This window comes from Streptomyces lincolnensis (assembly GCF_021173675.1).
In the GTDB taxonomy this organism is placed as follows: Bacteria; Actinomycetota; Actinomycetes; order Streptomycetales; family Streptomycetaceae; genus Streptomyces; species Streptomyces lincolnensis_B.
Map to the genome: position 1 here is coordinate 439934 of NZ_JAIHON010000009.1, position 16760 is coordinate 456693.

At 71.0% G+C, this 16760-nt stretch carries 13 protein-coding genes; all 13 read left to right on the plus strand.

Features of this window, described 5'->3' with window-relative positions; translation table 11 throughout:
* Window positions 1-63: 63 nt before the first annotated feature.
* The 13 genes from K4B79_RS28470 (at window position 64) to K4B79_RS28530 (ending at window position 16250) form a co-directional block, all read left to right on the plus strand.
* Window positions 64-1041, plus strand: a complete 978-nt coding sequence (locus K4B79_RS28470) for an aspartate carbamoyltransferase catalytic subunit (RefSeq protein ID WP_232029786.1) — start codon at window positions 64-66, stop codon at window positions 1039-1041.
* Window positions 1042-1046: 5 nt separating this feature from the next.
* The gene (locus K4B79_RS28475) at window positions 1047-2333 is read left to right on the plus strand and encodes a dihydroorotase (RefSeq protein WP_232029787.1); all 1287 of its coding nucleotides are present in this window, start codon (window positions 1047-1049) and stop codon (window positions 2331-2333) included.
* Window positions 2330-2920, plus strand: a complete 591-nt coding sequence (locus K4B79_RS28480; protein ID WP_232029788.1) for a PH-like domain-containing protein — start codon at window positions 2330-2332, stop codon at window positions 2918-2920. The genes K4B79_RS28475 and K4B79_RS28480 overlap by 4 nt, the downstream gene beginning before the upstream one ends.
* The gene (gene carA, locus K4B79_RS28485; protein ID WP_232029789.1) at window positions 2917-4074 is read left to right on the plus strand and encodes a glutamine-hydrolyzing carbamoyl-phosphate synthase small subunit; all 1158 of its coding nucleotides are present in this window, start codon (window positions 2917-2919) and stop codon (window positions 4072-4074) included. The genes K4B79_RS28480 and carA overlap by 4 nt, the downstream gene beginning before the upstream one ends.
* Window positions 4067-7375 carry a carbamoyl-phosphate synthase large subunit gene (gene carB / locus K4B79_RS28490; protein WP_232029790.1) on the plus strand — a complete coding sequence of 1103 codons (3309 nt, stop codon included), beginning with the start codon at window positions 4067-4069 and terminating at the stop codon, window positions 7373-7375. The genes carA and carB overlap by 8 nt, the downstream gene beginning before the upstream one ends.
* Before the next feature lie 69 nt (window positions 7376-7444).
* Window positions 7445-8554: a quinone-dependent dihydroorotate dehydrogenase gene (locus K4B79_RS28495; protein WP_232029791.1), complete on the plus strand. Its 1110-nt coding sequence runs from the start codon at window positions 7445-7447 to the stop codon at window positions 8552-8554.
* The gene (gene pyrF / locus K4B79_RS28500) at window positions 8551-9393 is read left to right on the plus strand and encodes an orotidine-5'-phosphate decarboxylase (RefSeq protein ID WP_232029792.1); all 843 of its coding nucleotides are present in this window, start codon (window positions 8551-8553) and stop codon (window positions 9391-9393) included. Before K4B79_RS28495 ends, pyrF begins: the two co-directional genes overlap by 4 nt.
* Window positions 9394-9702: 309 nt before the next feature.
* A complete protein-coding gene (locus K4B79_RS28505) occupies window positions 9703-10026 on the plus strand; it encodes an integration host factor (protein WP_003977346.1) in 324 nt (107 codons plus the stop codon).
* Window positions 10027-10085: 59 nt separating this feature from the next.
* Window positions 10086-10679, plus strand: a complete 594-nt coding sequence (gene gmk, locus K4B79_RS28510; protein ID WP_232029793.1) for a guanylate kinase — start codon at window positions 10086-10088, stop codon at window positions 10677-10679.
* A gap of 83 nt (window positions 10680-10762) precedes the next feature.
* A complete protein-coding gene (gene rpoZ, locus K4B79_RS28515) occupies window positions 10763-11035 on the plus strand; it encodes a DNA-directed RNA polymerase subunit omega (RefSeq protein WP_003988945.1) in 273 nt (90 codons plus the stop codon).
* Window positions 11036-11156: 121 nt separating this feature from the next.
* The gene (gene coaBC, locus K4B79_RS28520; RefSeq protein WP_232029794.1) at window positions 11157-12359 is read left to right on the plus strand and encodes a bifunctional phosphopantothenoylcysteine decarboxylase/phosphopantothenate--cysteine ligase CoaBC; all 1203 of its coding nucleotides are present in this window, start codon (window positions 11157-11159) and stop codon (window positions 12357-12359) included.
* Between the two features lie 240 nt (window positions 12360-12599).
* Entirely contained in the window at window positions 12600-13808 is a 1209-nt protein-coding gene (metK, locus tag K4B79_RS28525) for a methionine adenosyltransferase (RefSeq protein ID WP_232029795.1), read from the plus strand.
* A gap of 288 nt (window positions 13809-14096) precedes the next feature.
* Window positions 14097-16250: a primosomal protein N' gene (locus K4B79_RS28530; protein ID WP_232029796.1), complete on the plus strand. Its 2154-nt coding sequence runs from the start codon at window positions 14097-14099 to the stop codon at window positions 16248-16250.
* The last annotated feature ends 510 nt before the right edge of the window (window positions 16251-16760 follow it).

Here is a 16760-nt window from a genome sequence, read left to right on the forward strand (position 1 = left end):
CCTCGGCGTGCCCTGGCCTGCCCTGAATCTCTCCCATATGAACTGCCTTACGGAGCCTGAAAGATGCAGCGTCATCTCATCTCGGCCGCCGACCTCACCCGTGACGACGCCGTCCTGATCCTCGACACCGCCGAGGAGATGGCCCGGGTCGCCGACCGGCCGATCAAGAAACTGCCGACCCTGCGCGGCCGTACCGTCGTCAATCTCTTCTTCGAGGACTCCACCCGCACCCGGATCTCCTTCGAGGCCGCCGAGAAGCGGTTGTCGGCGGACGTCATCAACTTCTCCGCCAAGGGCTCCAGCGTCTCCAAGGGCGAGTCCCTGAAGGACACCGCCCAGACTCTGGAGGCGATGGGCGTCGACGCCGTCGTGATCCGGCACGGTGCCTCCGGGGCGCCGTACCGGCTGGCCAACTCCGGCTGGATCGACGCGGCCGTCATCAACGCCGGTGACGGCACCCACCAGCACCCCACCCAGGCCCTGCTGGACGCCTTCACCATGCGCCGCCGGCTCGTCGGGCGCGACGCCGGGATCGGCCAGGACCTGTCCGGGCGGCGCATCACGATCGTCGGCGACATCCTGCACAGCCGGGTCGCCCGTTCCAACGTCGACCTGCTGCACACCCTCGGCGCCCAGGTCACCCTGGTCGCTCCGCCCACCCTGGTCCCGGTCGGCGTCGAGACCTGGCCGTGCGAGGTGTCGTACGACCTGGACAGCACGCTCGCCAAGTCCGACGCGGTGATGATGCTGCGGGTCCAGCGCGAGCGCATGAACGCGGCGTTCTTCCCGACCGAGCGGGAGTACTCGCGGCGCTACGGCCTCGACGGCGACCGCATGGCGCGGATGCCCGAGCACGCCATCGTGATGCACCCCGGTCCGATGGTCCGCGGCATGGAGATCACGGCCGAGGTGGCCGACTCCGAGCGCTGCACCGTCGTCGAGCAGGTCGCAAACGGAGTCTCCATCCGGATGGCGGTCCTGTACCTGCTTCTGGGCGGCAACGAACCCGCCGTCAGCCACACCCGTATCGAGGAGAAGTAAGACACATGAGCAAGATCCTGATCCGTGGTGCGAAGGTCCTCGGCGGCGAGCCGCAGGACGTGCTGATCGACGGTCCGGTCATCGAGGCCGTCGGTAGCGGGCTCCCGGCCGAGGGCGCAGAGGTCGTCGAGGCCGACGGCAAGGTGCTGCTGCCGGGTCTCGTGGACCTGCACACGCATCTGCGCGAGCCCGGCCGCGAGGACTCCGAGACGGTCCTGACCGGTACCCGCGCGGCCGCCTCCGGCGGCTACACCGCCGTGTTCGCCATGGCCAACACCTTCCCGGTGGCCGACACCGCCGGAGTGGTCGAGCAGGTCTGGCGACTGGGCCGGGAGCACGGCTACTGCGACGTGCAGCCCATCGGCGCGGTCACCGTCGGCCTGGAGGGCCGCAAGCTCGCCGAGCTGGGTGCCATGCACGAGTCGGCGGCCGGCGTGACCGTTTTCTCCGACGACGGCAAGTGCGTCGACGACGCCGTGATCATGCGGCGGGCACTGGAGTACGTGAAGGCCTTCGGCGGGGTCGTCGCCCAGCACGCGCAGGAGCCGCGGCTGACCGAGGGCGCCGAGATGAACGAGGGCGTCGTCTCCGCCGAGCTCGGCCTCGGGGGCTGGCCCGCGGTGGCCGAGGAATCGATCATCGCCCGGGACGTCCTGCTCGCCGAGCACGTCGGCTCCCGCGTCCACATCTGCCACCTGTCGACCGCCGGCTCGGTGGAGATCGTGCGCTGGGCGAAGTCCCGCGGCATCGACGTCACCGCCGAGGTCACCCCGCACCACCTCCTGCTCACCGACGAGCTGGTGCGCACCTACAACCCGGTCTACAAGGTCAATCCGCCGCTACGCACCGAGCGCGACGTGCACGCCCTGCGCGAGGCGCTCGCCGACGGCACGATCGACATCGTCGCCACCGACCACGCCCCGCACCCGCACGAGGACAAGGACTGCGAGTGGGCCGCGGCCGCCATGGGCATGGTCGGCCTGGAGACCGCGTTGTCAGTGGTCCAGGAGACGATGGTGGACACCGGGCTGATCGACTGGGCCGGGGTCGCCGACCGCATGTCCTTCAAGCCCGCCGCGATCGGGCAGGCGCAGGGCCACGGCCGCCCCGTCTCGGCAGGTGAGCCCGCCAACCTCACGCTCGTCGACACGGCTTACCGTGGGTCCGTGGACCCCGCGGGCTTCGCCTCGCGCAGCCGCAACACCCCGTACGAGGGGCGTGAGCTGCCGGGCCGTGTCACGCACACGTGGCTCCGGGGCAAGGCCACGCTCGTCGACGGGAAGCTCACGTGACACCTGCAACTCTGCTCGCGACCGGATTCGGCGCCGACCTCGCGGCCGAACAGAAGTCGGCCGAGGTGACCGACTGGGCCGCCCGCGTGGGCTGGCTCGTCGGACTCGCCCTCTTCGTCGCGCTCGTCTACTGGCTGATGCGCGAGGGCTGGAAGTGGCGCGGCACGCTCCAGGGCGACCTGCCCGAGCTGCCCACCGCGCCCGATGACCCCGGCCCGGCGAAACTGAGCATGAGCGGCCGCTACCACGGCTCCACCACCGCCGGACAGTGGCTCGACCGCATCGTGGCGCACGGCCTCGGTACCCGCAGCCGGGTCGAGCTCACCCTGACGGACGCGGGACTGGACGTCGTACGCCCGGGAGCGAGGGACTTCTTCATCCCGGCCGACGCCCTGCGCGAGGCGGTGCTCGGCAAGGGCATCGCCGGCAAGGTCCTGACCGAGGGCGGACTGCTCGTGGTGACCTGGGCGCACGGCGAGCGACTGATCGACTCCGGGTTCCGCTCCGACCACGCGGCCGAGCACAACGAATGGGTCGACGTCATTAACTCCATGATCAACAAGACGGAAACGGAAGGCGCACGATGACGACCTCCACGAAGGGGACCGCCTCGCAGCGGAAAGAGGTGTCTCCCGCGGTACTCGTCCTGGAGGACGGCCGGATCTTCCGCGGCCGTGCCTACGGGGCCGTGGGGGTGACCTTCGGTGAGGCGGTGTTCTCCACCGGCATGACCGGCTACCAGGAGACCCTGACCGACCCGTCGTACCACCGCCAGGTCGTCGTGATGACCGCCCCGCACGTCGGCAACACCGGCGTCAACGACGAGGACCCCGAGTCCCAGCGGATCTGGGTCGCCGGATACGTCGTGCGCGACCCCGCGCGCGTGCCGTCCAACTGGCGTTCCCGCCGCTCCCTGGACGACGAACTGCGCAGCCAGGGCGTCGTCGGCATCTCCGGCATCGACACGCGCGCGCTGACCCGCCACCTGCGCGAGCGCGGCGCCATGCGCGTCGGCATCTTCTCCGGCAACGCGCTGCCCGACGACGGCACCATGCTCACCGAGGTCCGCCAGGCCCCCGAGATGAAGGGCGCCGACCTCTCCGCGGAGGTCGCCACCAAGGAGCCGTACGTCGTCCCGGCGATCGGTGAGAAGAAGTTCACCGTCGCCGCCGTCGACCTCGGCATCAAGGGCATGACCCCGCACCGGATGGCCGAGCGCGGCATCGAGGTGCACGTGCTGCCCGCCACGGCGACCGCCGAGGACGTCTACGCCGTCAACCCGGACGGTGTCTTCTTCTCCAACGGCCCCGGCGACCCGGCCACCGCCGACCACCCGGTCTCCGTCATGCGGGCCGTCCTGGAGCGCGGCACCCCGCTGTTCGGCATCTGCTTCGGCAACCAGATCCTGGGCCGCGCCCTCGGCTTCGGCACCTACAAGCTGAAGTACGGCCACCGCGGCATCAACCAGCCGGTGCAGGACCGTACGACCGGCAAGGTCGAGGTCACCGCGCACAACCACGGCTTCGCCGTCGACGCCCCGCTCGACCAGGTCTCCGAGACCCCGTTCGGCCGCGCCGAGGTGTCCCACGTCTGCCTGAACGACAACGTGGTGGAGGGCCTCCAGCTCCTCGACCGCCCCGCCTTCAGCGTCCAGTACCACCCCGAAGCGGCCGCCGGCCCGCACGACGCCGCCTACCTGTTCGACCGCTTCGTGAAGCTCATGGAGGGCCAGCGTGCCTAAGCGCACCGATATCCAGTCCGTCCTGGTCATCGGCTCCGGCCCGATCGTCATCGGCCAGGCCGCCGAGTTCGACTACTCCGGCACCCAGGCGTGCCGCATCCTGCGCGCCGAGGGCCTGAGGGTCATCCTGGTCAACTCCAACCCGGCGACGATCATGACCGACCCGGAGATCGCCGACGCCACCTACGTCGAGCCGATCACCCCGGAGTTCGTCGAGAAGATCATCGCCAAGGAGCGCCCGGACGCCCTGCTGCCCACCCTGGGTGGCCAGACGGCCCTCAACACCGCGATCTCGCTGCACGAGGCCGGCACGCTCGACAAGTACGGTGTCGAGCTCATCGGCGCCAACGTCGAGGCCATCAACAAGGGCGAGGACCGCGACCTCTTCAAGGACGTCGTCGAGGAGGTCCGCAAGAAGATCGGCCACGGCGAGTCCGCCCGCTCGGTCATCTGCCACTCCATGGACGACGTCCTCGCGGGCGTCGAGACGCTCGGCGGCTACCCCGTCGTCGTCCGCCCCTCCTTCACCATGGGCGGCGCCGGTTCCGGCTTCGCGCACGACGAGGAGGAGCTGCGCCGCATCGCCGGACAGGGCCTCACGCTCTCCCCGACCACCGAGGTGCTCCTGGAGGAGTCCATCCTCGGCTGGAAGGAGTACGAGCTGGAGCTGATGCGAGACAAGAACGACAACGTCGTGGTCGTCTGCTCCATCGAGAACTTCGACCCCATGGGCGTGCACACCGGCGACTCGATCACCGTCGCCCCCGCGATGACGCTGACCGACCGCGAGTACCAGGTGCTGCGCGACGTCGGCATCGCCATCATCCGCGAGGTCGGTGTCGACACCGGCGGCTGCAACATCCAGTTCGCGGTGAATCCCGAGGACGGTCGTGTGATCGTCATCGAGATGAACCCGCGCGTGTCGCGCTCCTCGGCCCTGGCCTCCAAGGCCACCGGCTTCCCGATCGCCAAGATCGCGGCCAAGCTCGCCGTCGGCTACACCCTCGACGAGATCCCGAACGACATCACGCAGGAGACCCCGGCCTCCTTCGAGCCCACGCTCGACTACGTGGTCGTCAAGGCCCCGCGGTTCGCCTTCGAGAAGTTCCCGAGCGCGGACTCCACCCTCACCACCACCATGAAGTCGGTCGGCGAGGCCATGGCCATCGGCCGCAACTTCACCGAGGCCTTCCAGAAGGCGCTGCGCTCGCTGGAGAAGAAGGGCAGCCAGTTCACCTTCGTCGGCGAGCCCGGCGACAAGGAAGCGCTGCTGACGGAGGCCGTCCGTCCCACCGACGGCCGGATCAACACCGTCATGCAGGCCATCCGCGCGGGCGCCACCCAGGAGGAGGTCTTCGCGTACACGAAGATCGACCCCTGGTTCGTCGACCAGCTCTTCCTCATCAAGGAGATCGCCGACGAGCTCGCCGAGGCCCCGGAGCTCACCCCCGAGCTGCTGGCCGAGGCCAAGCGGCACGGCTTCTCCGACCAGCAGATCGGCGAGATCCGCGGGCTGCGCGAGGACGTCGTACGCGAGGTGCGGCACGCGCTGGGCGTGCGGCCGGTCTACAAGACGGTCGACACCTGCGCCGCCGAGTTCGCCGCGAAGACGCCGTACTTCTACTCCTCCTACGACGAGGAGACGGAGGTCGCCGCGCGCGAGAAGCCGGCCGTCATCATCCTGGGCTCCGGTCCCAACCGCATCGGCCAGGGCATCGAGTTCGACTACTCCTGCGTGCACGCCTCCTTCGCGCTGAGCGAGGCCGGGTACGAGACCGTGATGGTCAACTGCAACCCGGAGACCGTCTCCACCGACTACGACACCTCCGACCGGCTGTACTTCGAGCCGCTGACGCTGGAGGACGTGCTGGAGATCGTCCACGCGGAGCAGCAGGCGGGCCCCGTGGCGGGCGTCGTGGTCCAGCTGGGCGGCCAGACCCCGCTGGGCCTGTCGCAGGCGCTGAAGGACAACGGCGTGCCGATCGTGGGCACCCCGCCCGAGGCCATCCACGCCGCCGAGGACCGCGGCGCCTTCGGCCGCGTCCTGGCCGAGGCGGGCCTGCCCGCCCCCAAGCACGGCACCGCCACCACCTTCGCCGAGGCCAAGACCATCGCCGACGAGATCGGCTACCCGGTGCTGGTGCGGCCGTCGTACGTCCTCGGCGGACGCGGCATGGAGATCGTCTACGACGAGACCCGGCTGTCGACCTACATCGCCGAGTCGACCGAGATCAGCCCCTCCCGGCCGGTCCTGGTCGACCGCTTCCTCGACGACGCGATCGAGATCGACGTCGACGCCCTCTACGACGGCACCGAGCTCTACCTCGGCGGCGTCATGGAGCACATCGAGGAGGCCGGCATCCACTCCGGCGACTCCGCCTGCGCGCTGCCCCCGATCACCCTCGGCGGCTTCGACATCAAGCGTCTGCGGGCCTCGACGGAGGCCATCGCCAAGGGCGTCGGCGTACGCGGCCTGATCAACATCCAGTTCGCGATGGCCGGGGACATCCTCTACGTCCTGGAGGCCAACCCGCGCGCGTCCCGCACGGTCCCCTTCACCTCGAAGGCGACCGCGGTGCCGCTGGCGAAGGCCGCCGCCCGGATCTCGCTCGGCGCGACCGTCGCCGAACTCCGCGCGGAGGGTCTGCTCCCGGCGCACGGCGACGGCGGCGAACTCCCGCTCGACGCGCCGATCTCCGTCAAGGAGGCCGTCATGCCCTGGTCGCGCTTCCGCGACGTGCACGGCCGCGGCGTCGACACGGTCCTCGGCCCGGAGATGCGCTCCACCGGCGAGGTCATGGGCATCGACGCCGTCTTCGGCACGGCCTACGCCAAGTCGCAGGCCGGCGCCTACGGTCCGCTGCCCACCAAGGGCCGCGCGTTCATCTCGGTCGCCAACCGCGACAAGCGCTCGATGATTTTCCCGGCCCGCGAACTGGTCGCCCACGGCTTCGAGCTGCTCGCCACCTCCGGTACCGCCGAGGTCCTCAAGCGCAACGGCATCAACGCGACTGTGGTGCGCAAGCAGTCCGAGGGCACCGGCCCGAACGGCGAGAAGACCATCGTCCAGTACATCCACGACGGCGAGGTCGACCTCATCGTCAACACGCCCTACGGCACCGGCGGCCGCCTCGACGGCTACGAGATCCGTACGGCGGCCGTGGCGCGGTCGGTGCCGTGCCTGACGACGGTCCAGGCGCTCGCCGCCGCCGTCCAGGGCATCGACGCGCTCAACCACGGTGACGTGGGCGTCCGCTCGCTCCAGGAACACGCGGAACACCTGACCGCGGCCCGCGACTAGCAGCCCTGAGGGGGACACCGGAAACGGTGTCCCCCTCTTGGTGAGAACACCATTCTTGGTGAGGACCCCATGTACAAGATCTTCTTCAGGCTCGTCTTCCGGCACATGGACCCCGAGCAGGCCCATCACCTGGCCTTCGGCTGGATCCGGCTCGCCGCCCGCGTCCCCGTGCTGCGCACCTTCCTCGCCGCCGTGCTCGCGCCCCGGTACAAGGAACTGCGCACCGAGGCCTTCGGGCTGCGCATGCACGGCCCCTTCGGGCTCGCCGCCGGCTTCGACAAGAACGCCGTCGCCATCGACGGCATGTCGATGCTCGGCTTCGACCACGTCGAGATCGGCACGGTGACGGGGGAGGCCCAGCCGGGCAACCCCAGGAAGCGGCTCTTCCGCCTCGTGAAGGACCGCGCGCTGATCAACCGCATGGGCTTCAACAACGACGGCTCGCTGGCCGTCGCGGCCCGTCTGGCGGCCCGTGAGCCCGTCTTCAGGACGGTCGTCGGGGTGAACATCGGCAAGACCAAGGCCGTCCCCGAGGAGGAGGCCGTCGGCGACTACGTGAAGTCGGCCGAGCGGCTGGCGCCGTACGCCGACTACCTGGTCGTGAACGTGTCGTCGCCCAACACGCCCGGCCTGCGCAACCTCCAGGCCACCGAGGCGCTGCGCCCCCTGCTGGGCGCCGTCCGCGAGGCCGCCGACCGCAGGGTCGCCTCGCGCCGCGTCCCGCTCCTGGTGAAGATCGCGCCCGACCTCGCCGACGAGGACGTGGACGCGGTCGCCGACCTGGCCGTCGAACTCGGCCTGGACGGCATCATCGCCACCAACACCACCATCGCGCGCGAGGGCCTCGGCCTGGCCTCCGCGCCCGACCTGGTGAAGGAGACCGGCGGTCTGTCCGGCGCGCCCCTGAAGGACCGCTCCCTGGAGGTCCTCAGGCGCCTGTACGCGCGCGTGGGCGACCGGATCACCCTGGTGGGCGTCGGGGGCGTGGAGAACGCCGAGGACGCCTGGCAGCGCATCCTGGCGGGCGCCACGCTGGTCCAGGGCTACAGCGCCTTCGTCTACGAGGGCCCCTTCTGGGGCCGCGCCATCCACAAGGGCCTGGTGGCACGCCTGCGCCAGAGCCCGTACGCCACCCTCGCCGACGCGGTCGGCGCCGACGTGAGGAAGAAGACGGCATGACCCTGGAGTCCTTCGGCACACGCCTGCGCCGGGCGATGGACGAGCGCGGCCCGCTCTGCGTGGGCATCGACCCGCACGCGTCCCTGCTGGCCGAGTGGGGCCTGGACGACGACGTGGCGGGCCTGGAGCGCTTCAGCCGTACCGTCGTCGAGGCGATGGCCGACCGGGTTGCCGTCCTGAAGCCGCAGAGCGCCTTCTTCGAGCGCTTCGGATCCCGCGGCGTCGCCGTCCTGGAGAAGTCGGTCGAGGAGGCGCGGGCGGCCGGCGCCCTGGTCGTGATGGACGCCAAGCGCGGCGACATCGGCTCCACCATGGCCGCCTACGCCGAATCCTTCCTCCGCGCGGACGCGCCGCTCTTCTCGGACGCGCTGACCGTCTCCCCGTACCTCGGCTACGGCTCGCTCTCCCCGGCGATCGCCCTGGCGCGCGAGAGCGGCGCGGGACTGTTCGTGCTGGCCCTGACCTCCAACCCGGAGGGCGGCGAGGTCCAGCACGCCGTCCGCGCGGACGGCCGGAGCGTCGGAGCGACGATGCTGGCGCACCTGGCGGCCGAGAACACGGGGGAGGAGCCCCTCGGCTCCTTCGGCGCCGTCGTGGGCGCCACGCTCGGCGACCTGTCGTCCTACGACCTGGACATCAACGGTCCGCTCCTGGCGCCCGGCATCGGCGCCCAGGGGGCCACCCCGGCCGATCTTCCCGCGGTCTTCGGGGCGGCGGTGCGCAACGTCGTCCCGAACGTCAGCCGGGGGGTGCTGCGGCACGGTCCCGACACCGGCGCGCTGCGCGCGGCCGCGGACCGGTTCGCGGAGGAGATCAGGGCCGCGGTGGCCTCCGTATGAGTGTTCCCGGCGCTTCGGTCAAGTCCTCCGATGAGTGCTTCGAGACCGACTTGAGTCTGAATACATTCTCAAATCCGGGGCAGTATGTCTGAAATGTCCGACCTGACAAAGGCTGACCAGGACTTTTCCGCTGTTCTCGCTGACTCTGGCGCCCTTGGCCGCTAGTCTCCGACGGGTGGGGACACCCCCACACCCTTCAGGTAGTGGGGGAGAACGGGCGAGCGTGTTGCTCGTGGCTCCCCAGGTGTGGGGCGACTAGGTTCCTCACCGGTCCGTATCCGACAGTTCGACATCCGAGGTGACGTAGGCGTGGCTCTTCCGCCCCTTACCCCTGAACAGCGCGCAGCCGCGCTCGAAAAGGCCGCCGCGGCTCGCCGGGAGCGGGCCGAGGTCAAGAATCGACTCAAGCACTCCGGCGCCTCCCTGCACGAGGTCATCAAGCAGGGCCAGGAGAACGACGTCATCGGCAAGATGAAGGTCTCCGCGCTGCTTGAGTCCCTGCCGGGCGTGGGCAAGGTCCGCGCCAAGCAGATCATGGAGCGACTCGGCATCTCCGAGAGCCGCCGTGTGCGCGGCCTCGGTTCCAACCAGATCGCCTCCCTGGAGCGTGAGTTCGGCAGCACTGGTTCCTGAACCGGGTCACTCCGGGCAGGGAGTCCCGGGCACTCCGGGATTGCTGGAATAATCGCTGCATGGCTGCAACATTCCGGGGGACGACCCCCGAGCCCCCGGACGTACGTCCGCGGCTGACCGTGCTCTCCGGCCCCTCCGGGGTCGGCAAGAGCACGGTCGTCGCCCATATGCGCAAGGAACACCCCGAGGTCTGGCTCTCGGTGTCGGCGACGACCCGCAAGCCCCGACCTGGTGAGAAGCACGGTGTCCAGTACTTCTTCGTCACCGACGAGGAGATGGACAAGCTGATCGCCAACGGGGAACTGCTGGAGTGGGCCGAGTTCGCCGGCAACCGCTACGGCACGCCGCGTGCGGCCGTGCTGGAGCGGCTGGAGGCGGGCGAGCCCGTCCTCCTGGAGATCGATCTCCAGGGGGCCCGGCAGGTCCGCGAGTCCATGGCGGACTCCCAGTTGGTGTTCCTGGCTCCTCCCTCCTGGGAGGAGCTCGTGCGCAGACTGACCGGACGGGGCACCGAGCCGCCCGAGGTGATCGAGCGCCGCCTGGACGCGGCCAAGATCGAACTGGCGGCCGAACCCGAGTTCGACGTGACCTTGGTCAACACCTCCGTCGAGGACGTGGCTCGCGAGCTGCTAGCCTTGATGGATGTTGTGTGATCACTAGTGCTGTGCCCATGAGTACCCGGGCCGCCGGTGCCGTGATCACGACCGGTCTTTTCCCATCCATCGGAAGGTAGAGCGTGTCCTCTTCCATCTCCGCGCCCGAGGGCATCATCAACCCGCCGATCGACGAGCTCCTCGAGGCCACCGACTCGAAGTACAGCCTCGTGATCTACGCGGCCAAGCGGGCCCGCCAGATCAACGCGTACTACTCGCAGCTCGGCGAGGGCCTCCTCGAGTACGTCGGTCCGCTGGTGGACACCCACGTCCACGAGAAGCCGCTCTCGATCGCCCTCCGCGAGATCAACGCGGGTCTGCTGACGTCCGAGGCCGTAGAGGGCCCGGCGCAGTAAGTAGCATTTTCAGCTTTGAGCTGGCTTTTCCACAGGCCCGGCAGCGCGACTGCCGGGCCTGTGGTGTGTGATGGACGTGATGGACGTGATGGGCCGTACGTTGCCGAACCGGGGAGAAACGGTGGACAAGCCGAAGGTCGTGCTGGGGGTCAGCGGTGGCATCGCCGCCTACAAGGCCTGTGAGCTGCTGCGCAGACTGACCGAGACGGGTCACGACGTGCGCGTCGTCCCCACCGACTCCGCGCTGCATTTCGTCGGCTCCGCCACCTGGTCCGCGCTGTCCGGCAACCCGGTCTCGACCGAGGTGTGGGACGACGTCCACGAGGTCCCGCACGTCCGCATCGGACAACACGCCGACCTGGTGGTCGTCGCCCCGGCGACCGCGGACATGCTCGCCAAGGCGGCCCACGGCCTCGCCGACGACCTGCTCACGAACACCCTCCTCACCGCCCGCTGCCCGGTCGTCTTCGCACCCGCCATGCACACGGAGATGTGGGAGCACCCGGCCACCCAGGAGAACGTGGCCACGCTGCGCCGCCGCGGCGCCGTCGTCATCGAGCCGGCCGTCGGACGCCTCACGGGCGTCGACACCGGCAAGGGCCGGCTGCCCGACCCGACGGAGATCTACGCCGTCTGCCGGCGCGTGCTCGCCCGGGGCGTCACCGAGCCGGACCTCACGGGCCGGCACGTCGTCGTCAGCGCCGGCGGCACCCGCGAGCCCCTCGACCCCGTCCGCTTCCTGGGCAACCGCTCCTCCGGCAAGCAGGGCTACGCCCTCGCCCGCACCGCCGCCGCGCGGGGCGCCCGGGTGACCCTCGTCGCGGCCAACACCGGCCTGCCGGACCCGGCGGGCGTGGACGTCGTCCCGGTCGGCACGGCCGTACAGCTGCGCGAGGCGGTCCTGAAGGCCGCCGCGGACGCCGACGCGGTCGTGATGGCCGCCGCGGTCGCCGACTTCCGCCCGGCGGCGTACGCGGAAGGAAAGATCAAGAAGAAGGACGGCAAGGACCCGGACCCCATCGTGCTGGTACGGAATCCGGACATCCTCGCGGAGATCTCGGCCGACCGCGCCCGCCCCGCCCAGGTCGTCGTCGGCTTCGCCGCCGAGACCGACGACGTGCTGGCCAACGGCCGCGAGAAACTGCGACGCAAGGGCTGTGACCTCCTCGTGGTCAACGAGGTGGGGGAGCGCAGGACTTTCGGTTCCGAGGAGAACGAGGCCGTGGTGCTGGGCGCCGACGGCAGTGAGACGCCGGTCCCGCACGGGCCGAAGGAGGCGTTGGCCGAAATCGTGTGGGATCTGGTGGTGGAGCGGTTGAAGTGAATGTCTTCCGCCCTTCAAGGATCGCTGGGGTCGGGCATATTGAGGCGTGGCGCCCCTGGCCAACCCCGCTCGGGATTGGGCAGAATGCCCGTGCCGCAGGTCACAGCACTCCCGAGTGTCGAGACAGGGAGGCCGATGGCCGAGCGCGACCGATAAACTGTTCTCGGACGGTGCCGGGCGCAGCCCCCGAGCCCGTCCGCCCATGATCAGCCAGCAGCCGCTGCAACCCCAGGGAGCGTTGTGTCCCGTCGCTTGTTCACCTCGGAGTCCGTGACCGAGGGTCACCCCGACAAGATCGCTGACCAGATCAGCGACACCATCCTCGACGCGCTGCTCAAGGAGGACCCGTCGTCCCGGGTCGCCGTCGAGACGCTGATCACCACCGGCCTGGTCCACGTGGCCGGAGAGGTCACCACCAAGACCTACGCGCCCATCGCGCAGCTCGTGCGCGACAAGATCCTGGAGATCGGCTACGACTCCTCCAAGAAGGGCTTCGACGGCGCCTCCTGCGGTGTCTCGGTGTCCATCGGCGCGCAGTCCCCCGACATCGCGCAGGGTGTCGACACGGCCTACGAGTCCCGGGTCGAGGGTGACGAGGACGAGCTCGACAAGCAGGGCGCCGGCGACCAGGGCCTGATGTTCGGCTACGCCTGCGACGAGACGCCCACGCTGATGCCGCTGCCGATCTTCCTGGCGCACCGCCTGTCCAAGCGCCTGTCCGAGGTCCGCAAGAACGGCACCATCCCCTACCTGCGCCCCGACGGCAAGACGCAGGTCACCATCGAGTACGACGGTGACAAGGCGGTCCGCCTGGACACGGTCGTGGTCTCCTCGCAGCACGCGTCGGACATCGACCTGGAGTCGCTGCTCGCCCCCGACATCCGCGAGTTCGTCGTCGAGGCGGAGCTGAAGGCGCTCCTCGACGAGGGCATCAAGCTGGACACCGACGGCTACCGCCTCCTGGTCAACCCGACCGGCCGCTTCGAGATCGGCGGCCCGATGGGCGACGCCGGCCTCACCGGCCGCAAGATCATCATCGACACCTACGGCGGCATGTCCCGCCACGGCGGCGGCGCCTTCTCCGGCAAGGACCCGTCCAAGGTGGACCGCTCGGCGGCGTACGCGATGCGCTGGGTCGCCAAGAACGTCGTCGCCGCGGGCCTCGCCACCCGCTGCGAGGTCCAGGTCGCCTACGCCATCGGCAAGGCCGAGCCGGTCGGCCTCTTCGTCGAGACCTTCGGCACCGCCAAGGTCGACACCGACCGGATCGAGAAGGCGATCGACGAGGTCTTCGACCTCCGCCCGGCCGCCATCATCCGCGACCTCGACCTCCTTCGCCCGATCTACGCCCAGACCGCGGCCTACGGCCACTTCGGCCGCGAGCTTCCGGAGTTCACCTGGGAGAAGACGGACCGCGTGGACGCGCTGCGGAAGGCGGCGGGGCTGTAAGGCCCCACGGTCAGCCACGAGGCCCGGTGTCCCCTTGGGGGCGCCGGGCCTCGGCGTTTCACCGGCGTGCTGGGCATGTTCAGACGCCGCACCGTCGGTACGGGCGGCGCTCGGTCTGCTCAAGGTCGTGGGGCTGGGTGAGGGAGCGGGGGCAACCTGAGGTCGGACCCGGGGGCCCGGCCGAGGTGCGGGGCATGTCGAGAAAGCGATTCCGGCCAAGGGACAAGGGCGGGGGCTTCGGGTGCTCGGGCGGGGGCGTTGTCAGTCGGGTTTGGTAAGAATGCAAAGGTGAGCAGCGAGAATGAGGGTGCGGAGGGCTCGGGGGAGGCCGGGGCGCCGGAGCAGCTTGCCCTTATTCGGGAGAGCGTGCGCAAGGCTCAGGTGCCGCGGGCCAAGCCGCGGACCTGGCGGGGGGCCGCGCTGGCCAAGGAGTTGCCCGTTGCCCGGGTGTTGGTCGACAAGGGGGTGCTGCATCTTGACCGGTACTTCGACTACGCGGTGCCGGAGGAGCTGGATGCGCAGGCGCAGCCCGGGGTGCGGGTCCGGGTGCGGTTCGGGGCCGGGCGGCATCGGGTGCGGGACGGGCGGCGTGAGGGCGGGGGGCTGATCGACGGGTTTCTCGTCGAGCGGCTGGCCGAGTCGGACTACTCCGGACCGTTGGCGGCGCTGGCCCAGGTCGTCTCGCCCGAGCCAGTGCTCGGGGCGGAGCTGTTGGGGCTGGCCCGTGCGGTGGCGGACCGGTACGCGGGGAGTCTGGCCGATGTGTTGCAACTTGCGGTTCCGCCGCGCAGCGCGCGGGCCGAGCAGCGGCCCTCACCCGCCCCGCTGCCCCCTCCCGGGGCGCCGGACGCAGGGTCCTGGGGGCGCTACGAGCGCGGGGACGCGTTCGTCGAGTCCCTGGCCTCGGGGGGTGCGCCGCGAGCCGTGTGGAACGCCCTGCCGGGCCCCGAGTGGAGCGAGGAGCTGGCGCGGGCCGTCGTGGCGACCCTGGCCTCCGGGCGGGGGGCGCTCGTCGTCCTGCCGGACGGGCGGGCGGTCGCGCGGCTCGACGCCGCGCTGACGGCACTGCTGGGGGAGGGGCGTCACGCGGTGCTCACCGCCGACGCCGGACCCGAGAAGCGGTACCGGGAGTGGCTCGCCGTGCGCCGGGGAGCCGTCCGGGCCGTCATCGGGACCCGGGCCGCCATGTTCGCGCCCGTTCAGGACCTCGGGCTGGTCGCGATCTGGGACGACGGCGACGACAGCCACAGCGAGCTGCACGCACCCCAGCCCCATGCCCGCGAAGTGCTCCTGCTGCGGGCCGCGCTGGACAAGTGCGGCTTTCTGCTGGGCAGTTGGAGCTGCACCGTGGAGGCCGCGCAGCTCGTGGAGAGCGGCTGGGCCCGGCCGCTGGTCGCCACCCGGGACCAGGTGCGGTCCGCCGCGCCCCTGGTCAGGACGGTGGGGGACGGGGACCTCGCGCGCGACGAGGCGGCGCGAGCCGCCCGCCTGCCGACGCTTGCCTGGCAGGCCGTCAGGGAGGGGCTGCGGCACGGGCCCGTGCTCGTGCAGGTGCCCCGGCGGGGCTACGTGCCGAGGATGGCGTGCGCCAACTGCCGTGCCCCGGCGCGGTGCCGGCACTGTGCCGGGCCTCTGGAGGGCCAGGATTCCGGGGCCCCGTTGCGGTGCGGGTGGTGCGGACAGGAGGAGAGCGCCTGGCACTGCCCGGAGTGCGGGGGCTTCCGGCTGCGGGCGCAGGTGGTGGGCGCGCGGCGGACCGCCGAGGAGCTGGGAAGGGCGTTCCCGGCGGTCGCGGTGCGGACGTCGGGGCGCGAGCACGTGCTGGACACCGTGCCGTCGGCGCCCGCGCTGGTGGTGAGCACACCGGGGGCCGAACCCGTCGCCGAGGGTGGGTACGCGGCCGCCCTGCTGCTCGACGGCTGGGCCATGCTCGGGCGGCCCGACCTGCGCGCCGGCGAGGACGCGCTGCGGCGGTGGATCGCGGCCGCCTCTCTCGTACGGCCGCAGGGTGCGGGTGGCACGGTCGTGGTCGTCGCCGAGCCCACGCTGCGGCCCGTGCAGGCGCTGGTGCGCTGGGATCCGGTGGGTCACGCCGTACGGGAACTCGCCGAGCGGGGAGAGCTGGGGTTCCCGCCGGTGTCGAGAATGGCCGCCGTGTCGGGGACCTCGGAGGCCGTCGCGGAGTTCCTGGGCGCGGTGGAACTGCCCCCGGACGCCCAGGTGTTGGGGCCGGTGCCCCTGCCCGTCACGGGCGCGGGCCGTCCGAAGCGGGTGGGCGGCCCGCCCCCGGGAGAGCACTGGGAGCGGGCATTGGTCCGGGTACCGCCGGGCAGCGGGGCGGCGCTCGCCTCCGCGCTGAAGGCCGCACAGGCGGCTCGGATGGCGCGCGGGGGTGGCGAGACCGTGGTGCGGGTGCGGATCGATCCGCCCGACATCGGGTGAGCGGGGGGCGGGACGTATCGGCCTCGGGGGAGCGGGGAGGGGGAGCGGGCGTCCGCCCTGGATGGGCGGGGTGCCGTGCCGTGCGTGTTCGGCTTCGGGTCAGCTGGGGTGGCCTGTAGTGGCCGTGGACGCGTGGGGGGGGGCGGTAGGCGTATGCCCGGACGAGCGGGAGAGGGGAGCAGTAGGCGTCCGTCCCGGATGGGTGGGGTGCCGTGTGTGTTCGGCTTCGGGCCAGGTGGGGTGGCCTGTAGCGGTCCCGGACGCGTGGGGGACGGCAGGCGTACGCCCGGACGGGCGGGATGCCGTGCGTGTTCGGCTTCGGGTCAGCTGGGGTGGCCCGTAGTGGCCGAAGACGCGTGGAGGACGGTAGGCGTACGCCCGGACGAGGGAGCAATAGGCGTCCGCCCTGGATGAGCAGGGTGCCGCGCGCTCGCCGCCGGATCCGCTGGGGACGGACGGCACGCGTCGGCCTCGGCCGGCAGGGGGCGACACGGGTCCGTTCCGGGCTAG

Excerpts from the sequence above, each read along its gene's own strand:
- K4B79_RS28470 (WP_232029786.1), top strand. The coding sequence starts at position 64 with ATGCAGCGTCATCTCATCTCGGCCGCCGACCTCACCCGTGACGACGCC.
- K4B79_RS28475 (WP_232029787.1), top strand. The coding sequence starts at position 1,047 with ATGAGCAAGATCCTGATCCGTGGTGCGAAGGTCCTCGGCGGCGAGCCG.
- carA (WP_232029789.1), top strand. The coding sequence starts at position 2,917 with ATGACGACCTCCACGAAGGGGACCGCCTCGCAGCGGAAAGAGGTGTCT.
- K4B79_RS28495 (WP_232029791.1), top strand. The coding sequence starts at position 7,445 with ATGTACAAGATCTTCTTCAGGCTCGTCTTCCGGCACATGGACCCCGAG.
- pyrF (WP_232029792.1), top strand. The coding sequence starts at position 8,551 with ATGACCCTGGAGTCCTTCGGCACACGCCTGCGCCGGGCGATGGACGAG.
- gmk (WP_232029793.1), top strand. The coding sequence starts at position 10,086 with ATGGCTGCAACATTCCGGGGGACGACCCCCGAGCCCCCGGACGTACGT.